Source organism: Vibrio sp. KMM 9700 (assembly GCF_058545285.1).
Genome location: NZ_CM178589.1, coordinates 271,014 through 286,452, shown reverse-complemented (window position 1 = coordinate 286,452; position 15,439 = coordinate 271,014). Strand labels below are relative to the sequence as shown.

Here is a 15,439-nt window from a genome sequence, read left to right as displayed (position 1 = left end):
TAATGCGTTAATTTGATGTGATGCGCTTGTTTTTGTCTAAAAAACACTCGAAAGAGGTCAAACCTCTCTTATTTTTTACTAAAAAAGGCAGAAACTAGGTGCGAAATCTTAGATAACCTTTTATTCTAGCTAGGTTAATTAGAGGAAGGTCTTTATGATTATCAAACCAAGAATTCGTGGATTTATTTGTACAACGACACACCCAGTTGGCTGTGAAGCCAATGTGAAAGAACAAATTGAATATACCAAAGCACAAGGCAAGATTGCCAATGCTCCAAAAAAAGTGCTCGTGATCGGCGCCTCAAGTGGTTATGGCTTGTCATCACGCATTGCAGCAGCTTTTGGCGGTGACGCGGCAACAATTGGTGTATTTTTTGAAAAACAAGGTACAGAGAAAAAGCCGGGAACAGCAGGTTGGTATAACTCGGCAGCTTTTGACAAATTCGCAAAAGAAGCAGGGCTTTACTCAAAAAGCTTAAATGGCGATGCGTTTTCTGATGAAGCAAAACAAAAGACAATTGAGCTGATCAAACAAGATTTAGGTCAAGTGGATATGGTTGTCTATTCACTCGCATCACCTGTACGTAAAATGCCAAAAACAGGCGAAGTGATTCGTTCATCACTAAAACCTATTGGTGAAACTTATACGGCTACAGCGGTTGACACTAACAAAGATCAAATCATCGAAGCAAGTGTTGAGCCTGCCACTGAGCAAGAAATCAAAGACACTGTCACAGTCATGGGCGGTGAAGATTGGGAACTTTGGATGCAAGCGCTTTCTGAAGCCGGCGTTCTAGCGCAAGGTTGTAAAACTGTCGCTTATAGCTACATCGGCACAGAGCTAACATGGCCAATCTATTGGGATGGCGCACTTGGTCAAGCGAAGATGGACCTTGATCGCGCAGCCAGCGCTTTAAATGCTGAACTAGCAAAAATTGATGGCAGCGCAAATGTTGCGGTACTGAAAAGTGTTGTGACCCAAGCAAGTTCTGCTATTCCTGTGATGCCGCTTTATATCGCGATGGTGTTTAAGAAAATGCGTGAAGAAGGCGTGCACGAAGGTTGCATGGAACAAATCTATCGCATGTTTAGCCAACGTTTATATAAAGACGATCAAAGCGCGCCAGAAGTGGATGAGAAAAACCGTCTGCGTTTGGATGACTGGGAGTTGCGTGAAGACATTCAGCAGCATTGTCGCGACCTATGGCCACAAGTGACCACTGAAAACTTGAAAGAGTTAACCGACTATGTTGAATACAAAGAAGAATTCTTGAAACTCTTTGGTTTTGGCGTAGAAGGCGTCGATTATGATGCGGACGTTTCAACGATTGTTGAGTTTGATGTTGAAGAAATCTAATTTCTGATTTTAACCGCAATACATCTTAAAATGGGCAGTTTGATGATAAATCAGCAGCCCATTTTTTATTCTGCTTTAATCTTTTTATTCGACTTCTACCAAAGGCCTGAAGGTCATTTCATGCATGACTACATCTGCAGGTAAATGGACTAAGCTATCAATTACTTTGGCCACGCTTTGCGCTGACATATATTCCGGGCGATCGGCAATTCTAAAATTCGTATCTGCGCCGCCAGGGTACAAGGTAGAGACCTTGATCCCATGAGGTTGCGCTTCTTTCATTAATATCCCACTAAAGCCAGCAAGCCCTTGCTTCATCGCTGTATACACGCTCATGGTTTCGTTTGAGCGTTTGGCACAGGTACTGACTAAATTTATAATCATGCCTTGCTTAGCAGGTTTCATGACTTTTAATGCTTCACGGCTGAGCAAAATAGGTGCACGTAAGTTCACTGCATACTGCAAATCAAGCTCTTCAAGGCTTATCTCTTCTATCGGGCATTTACGTGTATTTAAGCCGGCATTATTAATCAGTAAGTCAAGTCCACCAAGGTGAGTGACAGCCTCTTCAAACATACTCACGCACGCTTGTGAATTACTGAGATCGGCTACAATGGGATGACACTGGGTGAGCTTAAGAAGCTTATCTTGGCTACGCGCCGTGACGACGACTTGATGATCTTGTTGGGAGAGGAGCTCGGCAAGGGCATAACCTATGCCACTGCTTGCGCCTGTGATTAATATTTTCATCTGATTATCCTTTAAAATGAATGAAAACCATATGTTTTTATTATGCCACAAGGCGCAAGTTGTGATGTTAAATTTTAACTAATAATGATTAAAAGTGTGCCCGCAAGCGTCATTAAAATATTCGATATCGCATAAGTGCCGGCATAACCTAATGCTGGAATGGTTGATTTTGCATAGTCATTTACGATATCCATCGCTGGTGCACAAGTGCGCGCACCAATGATAGCGCCAAATAACAATGCACGGTTCATCTTTAAGATATAAGCACCAAAAAGATAAGCGAGCACAACAGGCACCACACTGATAATAAAGCTTACGCCGATAATCTTAACGCCAAACTGGGTTAAATATTCAAACATATTGCTTCCCGCGCTTAGACCAATCCCGACCATGAAGATCATCAGACCCAAGTCCTTGACCATATTTAATGCCCCTTGTGGCACATAACCAAAGGTTGGGTGGTTGGCACGTAAGAAACCAAGCGTGATCCCTGATAGCAATAAACCTACCGCATTACCAAGGCCAAAGGTCACTTGACCAAACGTCATGGTAACAAGACCAAAGAGCAGGCCAAGGATAAAGAAGCAGCAAAATGCGAGTAAGTCGGCAATTTGGCTATGAACCGAGATGAAACCGATTCGCTCAGCAAGCCCAAGGACGCGGCTTTTCTCACCACTGACTTGTAAAATATCACCTTTAGCGAGGACAATATTTAGATCCATCGGCATTTCAATTTGCGCACGCACCACACGGCTTAAGAAACAGCCGTATTCTGCGATATTCAAATCGGAAAGCTTTTTACCTGCGATACTATCACTCTTGACCACGATTTCTTCTTCAGTGATACGTAAATCAAGTAAGTTTCGGTCAAATACTTCTTTGCCGTTACGAAAGCTAGGATCCAAACGCGCGTGGCTGTCTGGATACCCCACCAAGGCAATTTCATCTCCGAGTTGCAAAATAGCATCGCCATCAGGATGGGCAATAATGCCATTTCGACGCACACGTTCGATATAGCAACCGGTCTGACGATAAATACCCAGCTCGCGCAGGTTTTTACCATCTGTCCAGTCAATTAGCTCTTGACCCACACGATAGGCGCGGATGATCGGCAAATACACTTTACGTTGACCGGCGCCGCCAAGGCCACGCTCCGCTGCAATGCGCTGCGCAGAATCACTTAAGTTCTCTTTTTGCAGTTTAGGCAAAAGTTTGGCAAACATGATCATACTGGTTAAGCCAATCAAATAAGAGATGGCATAACCAACAGAGAGGTTATTTAACACATTCGCAATCGGAAAATCATCCGGCACAGTTGCAAGGCCTGAGTTTAAGGCATCTTGCGCTGCCACCAAGATAGGCGTCGAGGTCATCGCACCGGCCATGATCCCAGCGTTTAAGCCAAAATCAAGATCAATCGCATGAGTCAACAAGTAAGTTAAAATCAATGCAGAAGCGAGCACAATAAAGCTTAGGAAGAAATAGTGCTTGCCGTCGCGTAAGAAAATACCAAAAAAGTTTGGACCCGCTTCGATGCCAACACAATAGATAAACATCATAAAGCCAAAGGTTAACGCCTCAGCACTAAATTCAAAGCCAAGGTGACCCATCAGCAAAGAGGTCACAAGAACCCCAATAGAATTGCCCAATTGGAAGCTACCAAAGCGTATTTTGCCTATGGATAGGCCTATTGCCAGGACGACAAATAAAAGTAAGATAGGGTTTTGATTTAGGAGCGCAGCGACATCTATGTTCACAAATAACTCAACAGATAAAAAAGCCAAATAGTGACGCAAGTTTAACGAATAAATGCGTGTTCGATAAGTAAAATTTTAGACTTTTTAATTCACGCGATAAGAAAGGGTGGATCGCCGCTCACACTCGGGTAAATTTTGTGATGAGATAGGGCCTATTTATTCAGCTTATGGATAAATGGTATAAAAAAAGCCCTCAAAAATGAGAGCTTAATTTGAATATTTAAAACGAATCATTCGCACAGATGGCGGGTGATTAGTTATATACGCCTAAGTTTTCTTTTGCGTATGCTTCGAATTCTGTGTAACCGCCAACATGGTCTTGATCAACAAAAATTTGTGGCACTGTTTCAACAGGCTTGCCGACAGTTTTTTCTAGGTCAGCTTTGCTGATGCCTTCTGCGTGGATATCAACGTAACGATAGTTAAAATCTTCACGATCTGCTTTTAGTTTTTCAGCAAGATCTTTTGCACGCACACAAAACGGGCAACCAGGGCGACCAAAAATTACAACAAACATATATCTCTCCTTTGTTTCGATATACTCAGTATGCCCAAAGCCTCTTAGAAATAAAAGCCTAAATTGCCACTTGGACCGATAGATAAAAGCAATGGCTTATAAAGTAATCGCCTATTGTTTGTTAAAACTACAGTTAAAGCAAAAGCTTGGACATTACTTTAAAAGCCATAGGCATTCATGTGCTGGTATAGATCGAATTATTCTAAGTCATCATCGGTTAGATAAAGCTGATTAAACTTATCATAACGTGAATCCTTGAGGCTATCTTTCACGCGTTTTAAATTTTCTCTAAACCCAGTACCGCGGCGAAGCGTAAAGCCGGTTGCCAAGACATCGACCACCGTCATTTGTACGATGCGGCTCGCCATTGGCATATACACATCTGTATCTTCTGGTGTATCGACCGTAATAGAAAGACTTGCTGCGCGATCAAGTGGGGTATCTTTTGCCGTAATCGCAATAACCGTTGCACCATTTTCTTTAGCGAGATACGCAATGTCCACTTGGCTCTTGGTACGGCCTGTGTGCGAAATCAGTACCACTACGTCGTTTTCAGTGGTGTTAATGCAGCTCATGCGTTGCATTACTGTATCTTCAAAATAAGTGATTGGAATATTAAAACGAATAAACTTATTTTGCGCATCTTTGGCAACCGCTGATGATGCGCCCACACCAAAGAAAGAAATGTGTTTCGCTTGGATAAGTAAATCGACTGCACGGTTAATTTGCTTTGGATCTAAGCTGTTTTTGGCAACATCCAAGCAAGCCATGGTTGATTCGAAAATCTTGTGTGTATAGGCATCAGGCCCATCTGATTCATCCACGTTGCGGTTGACATAAGGCGTGCCATTGGCAAGGCTTTGCGCAAGATGAAGTTTAAAATCAGGGAAGCCTTTCGTGTCTAAACGACGACAAAATCGATTGACTGTTGGCTCACTCACATCTGCAAGTTTTGCAAGTGTCGCAATGCTTGAATGAATGGCCGTCTCAGGCGATTCAATAATCACTTCAGCAACCTTCCTTTCTGATTTACTGAAGATATTTAGATTCTTTTGAATTTTCTCTAAGGTATTCATAAATGCTGTACTTCCTTCCAACGACAGGCCATTTGTTTATTGCCCGCGACATTTGCGCGTTCACTACCCTTTATTTTTATTCTGGGTATAAAATGAGTAAATTAATAACAAGTTAGTTTTTATCAAAAAATGCCTAAAAATACAAAATAATTTCAGTTTTGAAAGTACTTTTCTTTCATTTTTGTGCTTTTGATGAATTTTTGATTTATTTTAGTAACAAAAAGAAATTATTTTTCAATAAAAGCTTGTGATTTTTCCCCTCTGTACAGATAAGCAACAAAGCATAGATCAAGCTAACGTTTTAGGTGTAACCGATTGCTGTCAAGTGCAGCGCTTTCAACCTTAATCACAGACTATAGATTTCATGCCCTAAGCCTTTCGCAGAGCGCCACACTTTGAGACTTATGACTTTGAAAATAAAAGCTTAGCTTGTTACAAATGATAACGATGGAAAATTTTATCACGACTAAGTGAGTAAGGAGTAATACTGTGGATAATGGATTTTTAGTTGTTATTGATATTTTAGCGAGTTTATTTTTGTTGGTGTTGGGGCTTGGTGTTTTAGTTGTTGTTTACTTCTATATTGTTGATAAAAAACAACATACTCATGCGATTCGACATAACTATCCGGTGATTGGCCGTCTGCGTTACTTCTTTGAAAAACAAGGTGAATTTTTTAGGCAGTACTTCTTTGCAATGGATAGGGAGGAGATGCCTTTTAACCGAGCTGAACGCAGTTGGGTGTATCGCGCGGCAAAAAATGAAGATCATACGATTGCATTTGGTTCAACGCGTAGCTTAGACCCAACAGGCTCTGTGATGTTTATGAACTGCCCATTTCCGACGTTAGATGAAGATGCAACCGCACCGGATGCTGTGACAATTGGTCCTTATGCATCAAAACCTTATACCACTGAGTCCGTGTTTAATATTTCAGGGATGAGTTATGGCGCGATCTCAAAGCCTGCTGTGCGCGCTTTATCCCAAGGGGCAAAAAAAGCTGGCTGCTGGATGAATACAGGTGAAGGTGGTTTGACGCCTTATCATCTTGAAAGTGGCGCGGATATTGTGGTGCAAATCGGGACGGCGAAATATGGTGTGCGCGATGAAGACGGTAAATTATCTGATGAAAAGCTGAAAGCTGCGGCGGCGCATGAACAAGTGCGGATGTTTGAGATCAAAATGAGCCAAGGGGCAAAGCCGGGAAAAGGTGGGATCTTACCTGGCGCAAAAGTGACGGCAGAAATAGCGCAAATTCGCGGCATTCCAGAGGGACAAGACTCCATCAGTCCAAATGGGCACCCAGATATTCAAAGTAATGCTGAACTGCTTGATATGATTGAGCGTGTGCGTAGCGTGACAGGTAAGCCAGTTGGGTTTAAAGCTGTGATCGGGGCTTATGGTTGGATTGAAGGTTTCTTTGAAGAAATTAAAGCTCGTGGTATCGAGTCTGCGCCAGATTTCATTACGATTGATAGCGCAGATGGCGGCACGGGGGCAGCGCCACAGCCTTTAATGGATTATGTCGGGATGCCACTTAAAGAAAGTTTACCACTTGTTGTTAGTTTACTCGAAAAACATGGCCTGCGTGAGCGAATCAAAGTGATCGCTTCAGGCAAGCTTATTACACCATCTAAAGTCGCATGGGCCATTGCACTTGGCGCAGATTTTGTTACCTCTGCGCGTGGATACATGTTTGCTTTAGGTTGCATCCAATCACTGCAATGTAATAAAGATACATGCCCAACAGGTATTGCAACGCAAAATATAAAGCGTCAACAAGGCCTAGATGTCACCAATAAAACCGAGCGTGTGGCGTATTACAACAAATATATTCACTATGGCTTGGGCATTTTGGCGCACTCATGTGGGGTGTCGAATATCCGTGGGATCCAGCCAAAACATGTGCGTGTGGTAACCGAAAGTGGGATTTCAGTCTCGCTAGATAAACTCTATCAGAATTACCAATAAGCGCTTTGCTTGTTAGGCAAATAAGCAAATATAAGTAAGATAGGCAATAAAAAGGCCAATTCATTCCCTAGGAACTTGGGGAGTGAATTGGCTTTTTGTGTTTAGCAAAAGAGATTGTACTTAGTAGAAAGTTTAAGCTTAACCAAATTCGCCGCTAATGTATTCACCCGTCATGCCTTTTTTCGGCTGTTCAAAGATTTGAACCGTCTTACCAAACTCAATTAGCTCACCCAAGTGCATGAAGGCTGTGTAGTCTGAGATACGTCTTGCTTGTTGCATATTGTGCGTCACAATCACGATAGTGTAAGACTTACGTAATTTAGAGATCAACTTTTCGATCCCTTGTGTTGCAATCGGATCTAGCGCTGAAGTTGGTTCATCCATCAAGATGACTTCAGGTTTTAATGCGACGGTACGTGCAATACATAAACGTTGCTGCTGACCACCGGAAAGCCCCATCGCATCAGTATGTAACTTATCTTTCACTTCTTTCCATAAGCGGCCTTGCTCCAACGCATCTTGGACGCGTGCATCCATCTCTTCTTTAGAAAGTTTCTCGTTTAGACGGATCCCAAAGGCAATGTTTTCATAAATTGTCATAGGGAAAGGCGTTGGTTTTTGGAAGATCATGCCAATTTTGCTACGCAAATTATAGATGTCGACACCCGAGGCTAAAATATCATTGCCATCTAGGTGGATCTCTCCTTCAGCATAATGCTCATCATACAAGTTATAGATGCGGTTCATGGTACGCAACAGCGTTGATTTACCGCAACCTGAAGCACCAATGATAGCTGTCACTTTATTCTTATAAATCGGCAAGTTGATATTAAATAAAGCTTGTTTGCCATGGCCTTTGCCATAAAAAAAGTTCAAGTCTTTAATTTTCATTCTTTCTTTTAACGGTTGGCTTTGTGTCATATCGCTTGCTTGATTAATAGGTGTAGTCGGTGCCATTTTATTTGATGGCGTTAGTGAGCTTGCCATTTCTGACGCTGTAAATTGTAAGTTAGTCATCATGCTGTTTCCTTAGTTGCTTTTTTATGGCTACGGTTTGCAAGCCATGTTGGCAGCATTCGTGAAGTCATGTTTAAAAATAATATGGCCAAAGTAATGATCAAAGCGCCAGTCCATGCTAGATCATTCCAAGAGTCATATGGACTAAGTGCAAGGTTATAGATAGTTACAGGTAAATTCGCCATTGGACCGCTCATATCAAATGACATAAAGCTGTTGTTTAGCGAAGTAAAGAGTAACGGTGCAGTTTCACCTGAGATACGCGCAAAAGAGAGTAGAATCCCAGTTAAGATCCCAGCGCCCACACTGCGATAACTCAGTGACAGGGTCACTCGCCATTTCGGCAAGCCTATCCCCGCGCCTGCTTCGCGAATACTAGTTGGCACTAATTTGAGCATTTCTTCTGTCGTTGAGACGATCATCGGCAGCGCAATCACAGCCAAGGCAATCGACCCAGCCCAACCAGAGAAGCTTCCCGTTGGACGGACAACAATTTCATATACAAAAAGGCCAATCAAAATAGATGGTGAGCTCATCAGCATGCCGTTTAAGAAACGAATGGTATCCGCAAGTTTTGAATCTTTGCCGTATTCAGATAACCAAGTACCGGCTAAAAGACCAACTGGAATGGCAATTAATATACCGACAATGCTTATCATCAAACTCCCGACGATGGCATTGGCAAGGCCACCTTCACCGCCAGGGCTTGGCATAGATTCAGTAAAGGTTGCCCATGTTAGACCTTTTAAACCTTTAGCTAATAAACTGTATATGATGACCGCTAAGATGACTAAACCAAGTGTCGTGGCAAGGTAGCAAAAATAGCGAAATGAGCGACTCTTAAACGTACGCCATTGAGCTCGTGTCATGAGAGTTTTCCTTTTCTAAGTTGGATACGTGCGTAACCCATCACAATGAAGGTGATCACAAATAAAACCAGACCAAGTGCAAGCAATGCCGAAAGGTGCATTGGGTTGGTGGCTTCGTTAAATTGCTCAGCGATGGTTGCTGAAATCGATGTCGCAGGCATAAATAGCGAAGCATTGATATCTTGCGAACCACCAACAACGAATGTGATCGCCATGGTTTCGCCTAATGCGCGGCCAAGGGAAAGAATAAAGGCGCCAAGAATCGAACTTTTAATCGATGGCAATAAAACCTTTAAAATGACTTCAGATGAGTGCGCACCAATACCATAAGAAGACTCACGTAGTACGTTTGGTACAGTCGCTAACGCATCTTTAATTAAAGAGGTTAAGATCGGCAAAATCATAAACGAGAGGATAATCCCAGAAGTCAGTAGACCTAAGCCAATCGGCGGTCCCGAAAATAATGTGCCAATAAATGGTAGTGGGGCAACATTTTCAAGAAACCACATTTGAATATTTTCAGAAAACCAAGGCGCGAAGACAAACAGGCCCCACATCCCATAGATAATACTTGGGACAGCCGCGAGCAGTTCGATCGCAAGGCTAATGGGCTTGGATAACCAATTTGGCATGAGCTCAGAGAGTGAGATAGCAATGGCAATCCCGATTGGCGTGGCAAGCAATACAGCAATAAATGCTGAAACTAATGTGCCGTATAAGGCATTGGCTGCGCCAAATAAAGATTGCACAGGATCCCAGTCTTGGCTAGTAAGAAAACCGATACCAAACTCTGAGATAGCAGGCATTGCGCCACCAACTAAGGATGCAAAAATAGCAATCATTAGAAGGGTGATTAATGATGCACTCACAAAGCTCACACGTAAGAAAACGCGATCTGCGCTTTGGTGAGACATGCGGTGTATTGTATTCGAGGTGAGATCTGACTGGCTCAATGGAAATCCTCAACGTAATAGAAACGACAAAGGGCACACCTATAATAGGCATGCCATTTCATATTAAAAACGGGTCAGCTTATTTGCTGTAAATTGCTTTGCCATCGGCTTTAATATTTTGTGACCACATGTCTTCAACCATGTCGATAACATTTTCAGGCATAGGTACATAACCTAGGTCTGTTGCGATATCGTCATGCTCATAACCCCATTGGAAGAATTTCAATACTTCTTTCGCGGTGTCAGCATTTGCTTGATCTTTATACATCAAGATGAAGGTTGCAGCAGTCATTGGCCAAGAATCTGCGCCAGGTTGGTCATTTAGCATAAGTCTAAAGCCAGGTGCATTTGCCCAATCAGCATTTGCCGCCGCAGCTTGGAAAGCTTTTAGAGAAGGTGTTACAAAGTTGCCATCTTTATTCTTCATTTGAGTGAAGACAAGGTTGTTTTGCTCAGCATAGGCAAACTCAACATAACCGATAGCACCAGGGGTACGTTTAACTAGGTTTGCAACGCCAGCGTTACCTTTACCACCTAAGTTTGTTGCAGCTTTTGGCCATGCCACTTCTTTGCCTACACCAACTTGTGTTGACCAGTCTTTGCTTGCGCGGTCAAGATAATCTGTGTAGTTGTAAGTTGTGCCAGAACCGTCTGAGCGGTGGACTGTGATGATCATTTGTTTAGGAAGGTCAAGATCAGGGTTTAGTGCTTTGATTGCTGCGTCATCCCAAGATTTGATTTTGCCAAGATAAATATCTGCAAGCACTTCACCAGACAGTTTAAGCTCACCTGCATCAATACCTTTCACATTGATAACTGGAACGATAGAACCCATCACTGCTGGGAACTGAACAAGACCATCTTTATCAAGTTCTTCTTTTGAAAGTGGCGCATCCGATGCACCGAAATCTACGGTTTTAGCTTGGATTTGCTTAATCCCGCCGCCTGAGCCAATTGCTTGATAATTAAGTTGAACGCCTGTTTCTTTGTTATAAGCTTTTGCCCAATCTGCATAAACAGGATAAGGGAACGTTGCACCTGCGCCGTTAATTGTTGTTGCCGCAAATGTTGGTGCTGCAATTAAACCTAATGTCGCTAAAATCAAAGAATACTTCTTCATTGTCTTGTCCTAAAAAAGAGTAAGGTCATGTGATGAGTCTCTATAATAGGAATGAAAAATGTCACTTTGATGACAGTTTTTTAATATTTTAAATTCAATTTGATTTTCGTCGCATTTTTAGCCGTTAAAATAAGCTGTCTAAGATCTAAATGGTTGAGTTAACATAGAAAAAAACTTTTGCTCTTTTATACTACGAAAGTTTGGTAAGCCGATTTGCATGGCATCATGGCCAAGTTTTGGTTGATCTTGGTAGGATTTAAAGATCCGATCCCAGATAGAAAGTGAAAAGCCAAAGTTATGGTGCATTTCTGTGGCAAGTGAAGAATGATGAACTCTGTGCATATCAGGAGTAACAAAAAATGGGCGGATCCTTGCATCCCATTTTTGACTTAAGCGGACATTGGAGTGATTAAACATGGCGCAGGCATTTAAAATAATCTCAAAAGTAAGCACAGCTTGCCAAGGCACGCCCAGTAGCAAGATTGCAGCCATTTTTATCAGCATAGATAAAAGAATTTCAATAAAATGAAAGCGAGCGCCTGTCGAGAGATCAATATCTTGGTCTGCATGATGTAAACGATGCAAGCGCCATAAAATTGGTACGCGATGGAAAATTCGATGCTGCCAATAAATTAACCCATCAAGAATTAACAAGGATAAGATAAAAATGAGGGGGAAAGGGAGCGCTTGAAAAAGCGAAAAATGAAATAAACCTAAACCTTTGGACTCGGCAATCAAGGCGCTATCTATAGCAAGAATGGGTAAAATCCAAGCTAAAAGGAATGAATTACTAAAAACCAATGCAAAATTATTTGCCCATCGCATACTTTTGTTTAAAGTAAGCTTTTTCTTTGGCGCTTTGATTTCCCATAACGCCATTAAAATTAAAATAGTAAAAAAGCACAACGGACGTAACCAGCTTAGTTCATGTTCCATATATAACCTAAATCATTAAAGGGATTAAAATGCAAAACAGCCCGATAGTTAAAAAACTTATTGCTGCCATCATCATAGTATTGATTGGTTTATACCAAGCTTTCTTTCAAGATGGGACAACTAATCATTCAACTGCCACACCATCAAGCACTCCGTCTGAGTCTACTCAGTTTCGTGCGCAGGATAAACCAATCCAAGATGCCATTGCGCAAAAGCGTGGGGATGTTCAAGTATTCGGAGAAGGTGTTGTGGTCGCAACACTAAAAGATGATACCAAAGGCAGCCAGCATCAGAAGTTTATCTTAAAACTTGCATCAGGCGATACTGTGCTGGTGGCGCATAATATCGATCTTTCTCCGCGTTTAAATGGCTTGCAAAAAGGGGACACAGTGGCTTTTTATGGCGAGTATGAAACTAACGATAAAGGCGGCGTTGTGCACTGGACGCATAAAGATCCCGGCAAACGCCACGTTGATGGTTGGTTGAAGTGGCAAGGAAAAACCTATCAATAAGCTTAGGGTTTAACTCACTTAGCTTTGATTGCGGCGGTTTGCATAGTTTTCGATAAGCCTTGCACCGCCGCGATATATAAATAAAGAGGCTAGAATAAATAAACAACCAATGATTTTTAAACTCGAGAGTGATTCATGATACCAAATCACACTCATAATACTCGCCCAAACTGGCTCTAAGATCATGATAATTGCAGCGTTGCCCGGCGTTGTAAGCTTTTGCCCTAAGGTTTGCATCACATAACGAATTGAGGTTGCAAGCAAGACACTTAATCCAAACCATACCCATATATCTGTACTGATCTGCGCAGGCCAAGATTCGATAAATAAAGATAAGATAGTTGCCAATGTGCCGGCGCTTACCATTTGAATGCAGACTAAGGCAAGGCTTGGGATCTGCGCAGCAAACTTCGCATTTAAATTAAAGTGAATCGCCATGCACACAGCAGAGGCTAAAAACCAAAGTTGGCTGACTTCAGGCTTAAATCCATTACTTGATGCGAGCAAAAAGAGCCCGATCACGGCAATAGGTAAAGATACCCAAAACATATAACTTGGCTTTTGTTTGAACATGATCCAAGCAACAATCGGCACCATCAACATAGAAAGACTGGCAATAAACGCACCTTCAGCAAGTGAAGTGGCAATTGAAATTGCATAAACCCAAAGCATCACGGCGCTGCCAAGCATCCCACCAACAAGCGCGGCACTGCGAATTTGCTGCCATGCTAGCTTTCTTAAATCTTTTAGACAAAAGGGCAATAAGATAAGCGCTGCGAGTAAAAAACGCACGCCGAGAAATCCCACAGGCGGCATACCGGCAATGGCTTCTTTAGAAAATATCCAACCCAGACCGGCAAGAAAAGTGGTCAGGACGAGGATCAAGCTAGCTTTGGTTTCTTGTTGCATAGGGGGCTCAAAAAGGCTGGTAAAGAAGGGGCTATCATAGCAGAGCAAAAATTTGTGATCACTATAAAAAAAGCCTTACTTCCGAGATTGGAAATAAGGCTTACGTACTTTGATTCGATCAATCAGTGTGTTTTAGATTAGAGGACGCGGTGCGCTTCTTCTAGCTCTTTTACACCAGCATTTTCATCAATATAGATGCTTTCATCTAACGCTTGCTCAGATTTAGCAACCGCACAAGTTACGGCGCTATCACCTGTAATGTTAACGGCTGTACGGATCATATCAAGCAAACGGTCAACACCCATGATTAAGGCAATACCTTCTAGTGGTAGACCGACTTGGTTTAATACCATTGCAAGCATAATCAAACCAACACCTGGTACACCAGCTGTTCCGATTGATGCAAGGGTAGCGGTTAAGATCACGCTGATGTAATCACCCATAGTCAAATCGATGTTGAACGCTTGTGCGATAAAGGCAGTCGCCACACCTTGCATGATAGCTGTACCATCCATGTTGATGGTTGCACCAAGTGGAATTGTAAATGAAGCCACTTTGTTGCTTACACCTAAACGATGAGTAGCCGTTTCCATTGTAATTGGTAGCGTTGCATTTGAAGAGGCAGTTGAAAACGCAAACATGATTGCATCTTTAATTTTACGCCAGAAGTGGATAGGGTTTAGACCCGCACCAAATTTCAAAATTGCACTGTAGCTTACAAATGCATGCAGTAGTAATGTACCGGTTAGCACAAAGAAATAAGCAGCAAGGTTGCCGATTGCGCTAAGACCCAGTGTCGTGAATAGTTTAGCCATCAAGAAGAAGATACCAATTGGCGCCACTTCCATTAATAGCGTCACAAGCTTCATGATTACTTCGTTGATATCACTAAAGAAGTTCGCTACACGTTCACCAGCTTTGCCAGCAAGGCTGATAGCAATACCGAATAATACTGCAAACACAATGATCTGTAGTGTATTACCATTAGTCATTGCTGCGATCGGGTTGGATGGGAACATGCCCACAATCACATCGCCTAAAGATGGCGCTTCAGTCGCTTTAAAGCTAGCCGCACTGGTTAAGTCTGCGCCAGAACCAGGTTGGAAAACTGTACCCATAACTAAAGCAAGTGTGATTGCAACCGCTGTCGTTAACACATAAAGGCCTAAGGTTTTTCCACCAAGGCGGCCAAGCGTTGAAATATCTTTTAATGAGCTAGTGCCGCAAACCAGTGATACAAATACCAATGGCACAACGAGCATTTTTAAACTCGCGACAAAAATCTTACCGATAACGTCAAACAAGCCGTTGACTAAATATTCGTGAACAAAATGGTTGGTCGCGAAAAAGTATTGAATAAATAGACCACATGCGATACCAGCAAACATGCTGATAATAATGCGGCGGGTGAGGGAACTTTTATTGTCCTTGGTCATGCAATTTCTCCATAAAAACTTTGTACAACTTTTCAAAGTAAGTTGAGAATAGCAGAGGAATGAACGGATTAGCTTTTTTAATCTATTAATTAGATTTACTTATGTGATAATGATCACACTTATTGACATAAATGGATACATTTAGGCGGAATTTGAAATTATTTATTGTTCAAATATCCTGCTAAAAGTGGGTAAGTTGTGATGTTTGTACCAAATAAGTGCCACTTACACGAGATTATATGTTGCATATGTGTAAAGT

At 42.1% G+C, this 15,439-nt stretch carries 14 protein-coding genes; 3 read left to right on the top strand and 11 right to left on the bottom strand.

The annotated features are described in order from the left end of the window. The first annotated feature begins 154 nt into the window (after positions 1-154). The gene (fabV, locus tag AC2VOY_RS01245; protein ID WP_491831827.1) at positions 155-1,357 is read left to right on the top strand and encodes an enoyl-ACP reductase FabV; all 1,203 of its coding nucleotides are present in this window, start codon (positions 155-157) and stop codon (positions 1,355-1,357) included. Positions 1,358-1,441: 84 nt separating this feature from the next. On the opposite strand, the gene AC2VOY_RS01240 is transcribed toward fabV, so the two are convergent. The 4 genes from AC2VOY_RS01240 to AC2VOY_RS01225 all read right to left on the bottom strand — a co-directional run bounded on the left by AC2VOY_RS01240 (position 1,442) and on the right by AC2VOY_RS01225 (position 5,457). Then, complete coding sequence (locus AC2VOY_RS01240; RefSeq protein ID WP_491831826.1) at positions 1,442-2,107, bottom strand: SDR family oxidoreductase; 666 nt, start codon at positions 2,105-2,107, stop codon at positions 1,442-1,444. Positions 2,108-2,181: 74 nt separating this feature from the next. Next, the gene (locus tag AC2VOY_RS01235) at positions 2,182-3,864 is read right to left on the bottom strand and encodes an aspartate:alanine antiporter (RefSeq protein WP_491831825.1); all 1,683 of its coding nucleotides are present in this window, start codon (positions 3,862-3,864) and stop codon (positions 2,182-2,184) included. A 253-nt stretch (positions 3,865-4,117) separates the two neighbouring features. Further along, complete coding sequence (locus AC2VOY_RS01230) at positions 4,118-4,381, bottom strand: GrxA family glutaredoxin (RefSeq protein WP_491831824.1); 264 nt, start codon at positions 4,379-4,381, stop codon at positions 4,118-4,120. A 197-nt stretch (positions 4,382-4,578) separates the two neighbouring features. After that, positions 4,579-5,457, bottom strand: coding sequence for a MurR/RpiR family transcriptional regulator (locus tag AC2VOY_RS01225; protein WP_491831823.1), 879 nt, complete (start codon positions 5,455-5,457; stop codon positions 4,579-4,581). 489 nt (positions 5,458-5,946) lie between these two features. Between AC2VOY_RS01225 and AC2VOY_RS01220 the strand changes: the two genes are divergently transcribed. Beyond that, a complete protein-coding gene (locus tag AC2VOY_RS01220) occupies positions 5,947-7,428 on the top strand; it encodes an FMN-binding glutamate synthase family protein (RefSeq protein ID WP_491831822.1) in 1,482 nt (493 codons plus the stop codon). Between the two features lie 138 nt (positions 7,429-7,566). Here the strand turns inward: AC2VOY_RS01220 and pstB are convergent, their stop codons facing one another. From pstB to AC2VOY_RS01195, 5 genes are all read right to left on the bottom strand, one after another. After that, positions 7,567-8,385 (bottom strand): phosphate ABC transporter ATP-binding protein PstB, encoded by an 819-nt coding sequence (gene pstB, locus AC2VOY_RS01215; protein WP_491832965.1) that lies wholly within the window; start codon positions 8,383-8,385, stop codon positions 7,567-7,569. Between the two features lie 59 nt (positions 8,386-8,444). Continuing rightward, positions 8,445-9,314 (bottom strand): phosphate ABC transporter permease PstA, encoded by an 870-nt coding sequence (pstA, locus tag AC2VOY_RS01210; protein WP_491831821.1) that lies wholly within the window; start codon positions 9,312-9,314, stop codon positions 8,445-8,447. Further along, positions 9,311-10,228, bottom strand: coding sequence for a phosphate ABC transporter permease subunit PstC (gene pstC / locus AC2VOY_RS01205; protein WP_491832963.1), 918 nt, complete (start codon positions 10,226-10,228; stop codon positions 9,311-9,313). Before pstC ends, pstA begins: the two co-directional genes overlap by 4 nt. Before the next feature lie 118 nt (positions 10,229-10,346). After that, complete coding sequence (gene pstS / locus AC2VOY_RS01200) at positions 10,347-11,387, bottom strand: phosphate ABC transporter substrate-binding protein PstS (RefSeq protein ID WP_491831820.1); 1,041 nt, start codon at positions 11,385-11,387, stop codon at positions 10,347-10,349. 138 nt (positions 11,388-11,525) lie between these two features. Continuing rightward, positions 11,526-12,323, bottom strand: coding sequence for a sterol desaturase family protein (locus AC2VOY_RS01195; protein ID WP_491831818.1), 798 nt, complete (start codon positions 12,321-12,323; stop codon positions 11,526-11,528). A gap of 29 nt (positions 12,324-12,352) precedes the next feature. On the opposite strand from AC2VOY_RS01195, the gene AC2VOY_RS01190 reads away from it, so the two are divergent. Next, positions 12,353-12,835, top strand: coding sequence for a DUF3465 domain-containing protein (locus AC2VOY_RS01190; protein WP_491831817.1), 483 nt, complete (start codon positions 12,353-12,355; stop codon positions 12,833-12,835). Positions 12,836-12,853: 18 nt separating this feature from the next. On the opposite strand, the gene AC2VOY_RS01185 is transcribed toward AC2VOY_RS01190, so the two are convergent. After that, complete coding sequence (locus AC2VOY_RS01185) at positions 12,854-13,744, bottom strand: DMT family transporter (RefSeq protein ID WP_491831816.1); 891 nt, start codon at positions 13,742-13,744, stop codon at positions 12,854-12,856. Positions 13,745-13,881: 137 nt separating this feature from the next. Continuing rightward, positions 13,882-15,180 (bottom strand): dicarboxylate/amino acid:cation symporter, encoded by a 1,299-nt coding sequence (locus tag AC2VOY_RS01180; protein WP_491831815.1) that lies wholly within the window; start codon positions 15,178-15,180, stop codon positions 13,882-13,884. Between the last annotated feature and the right edge of the window lie 259 nt (positions 15,181-15,439).

Excerpts from the sequence above, each read along its gene's own strand:
- AC2VOY_RS01240 (WP_491831826.1), bottom strand. The coding sequence starts at position 2,107 with ATGAAAATATTAATCACAGGCGCAAGCAGTGGCATAGGTTATGCCCTT.
- AC2VOY_RS01225 (WP_491831823.1), bottom strand. The coding sequence starts at position 5,457 with ATGAATACCTTAGAGAAAATTCAAAAGAATCTAAATATCTTCAGTAAA.
- pstC (WP_491832963.1), bottom strand. The coding sequence starts at position 10,228 with ATGTCTCACCAAAGCGCAGATCGCGTTTTCTTACGTGTGAGCTTTGTG.
- pstA (WP_491831821.1), bottom strand. The coding sequence starts at position 9,314 with ATGACACGAGCTCAATGGCGTACGTTTAAGAGTCGCTCATTTCGCTAT.
- fabV (WP_491831827.1), top strand. The coding sequence starts at position 155 with ATGATTATCAAACCAAGAATTCGTGGATTTATTTGTACAACGACACAC.
- AC2VOY_RS01180 (WP_491831815.1), bottom strand. The coding sequence starts at position 15,180 with ATGACCAAGGACAATAAAAGTTCCCTCACCCGCCGCATTATTATCAGC.
- AC2VOY_RS01230 (WP_491831824.1), bottom strand. The coding sequence starts at position 4,381 with ATGTTTGTTGTAATTTTTGGTCGCCCTGGTTGCCCGTTTTGTGTGCGT.
- AC2VOY_RS01190 (WP_491831817.1), top strand. The coding sequence starts at position 12,353 with ATGCAAAACAGCCCGATAGTTAAAAAACTTATTGCTGCCATCATCATA.
- AC2VOY_RS01195 (WP_491831818.1), bottom strand. The coding sequence starts at position 12,323 with ATGGAACATGAACTAAGCTGGTTACGTCCGTTGTGCTTTTTTACTATT.
- pstS (WP_491831820.1), bottom strand. The coding sequence starts at position 11,387 with ATGAAGAAGTATTCTTTGATTTTAGCGACATTAGGTTTAATTGCAGCA.
- AC2VOY_RS01185 (WP_491831816.1), bottom strand. The coding sequence starts at position 13,744 with ATGCAACAAGAAACCAAAGCTAGCTTGATCCTCGTCCTGACCACTTTT.
- pstB (WP_491832965.1), bottom strand. The coding sequence starts at position 8,385 with ATGGCACCGACTACACCTATTAATCAAGCAAGCGATATGACACAAAGC.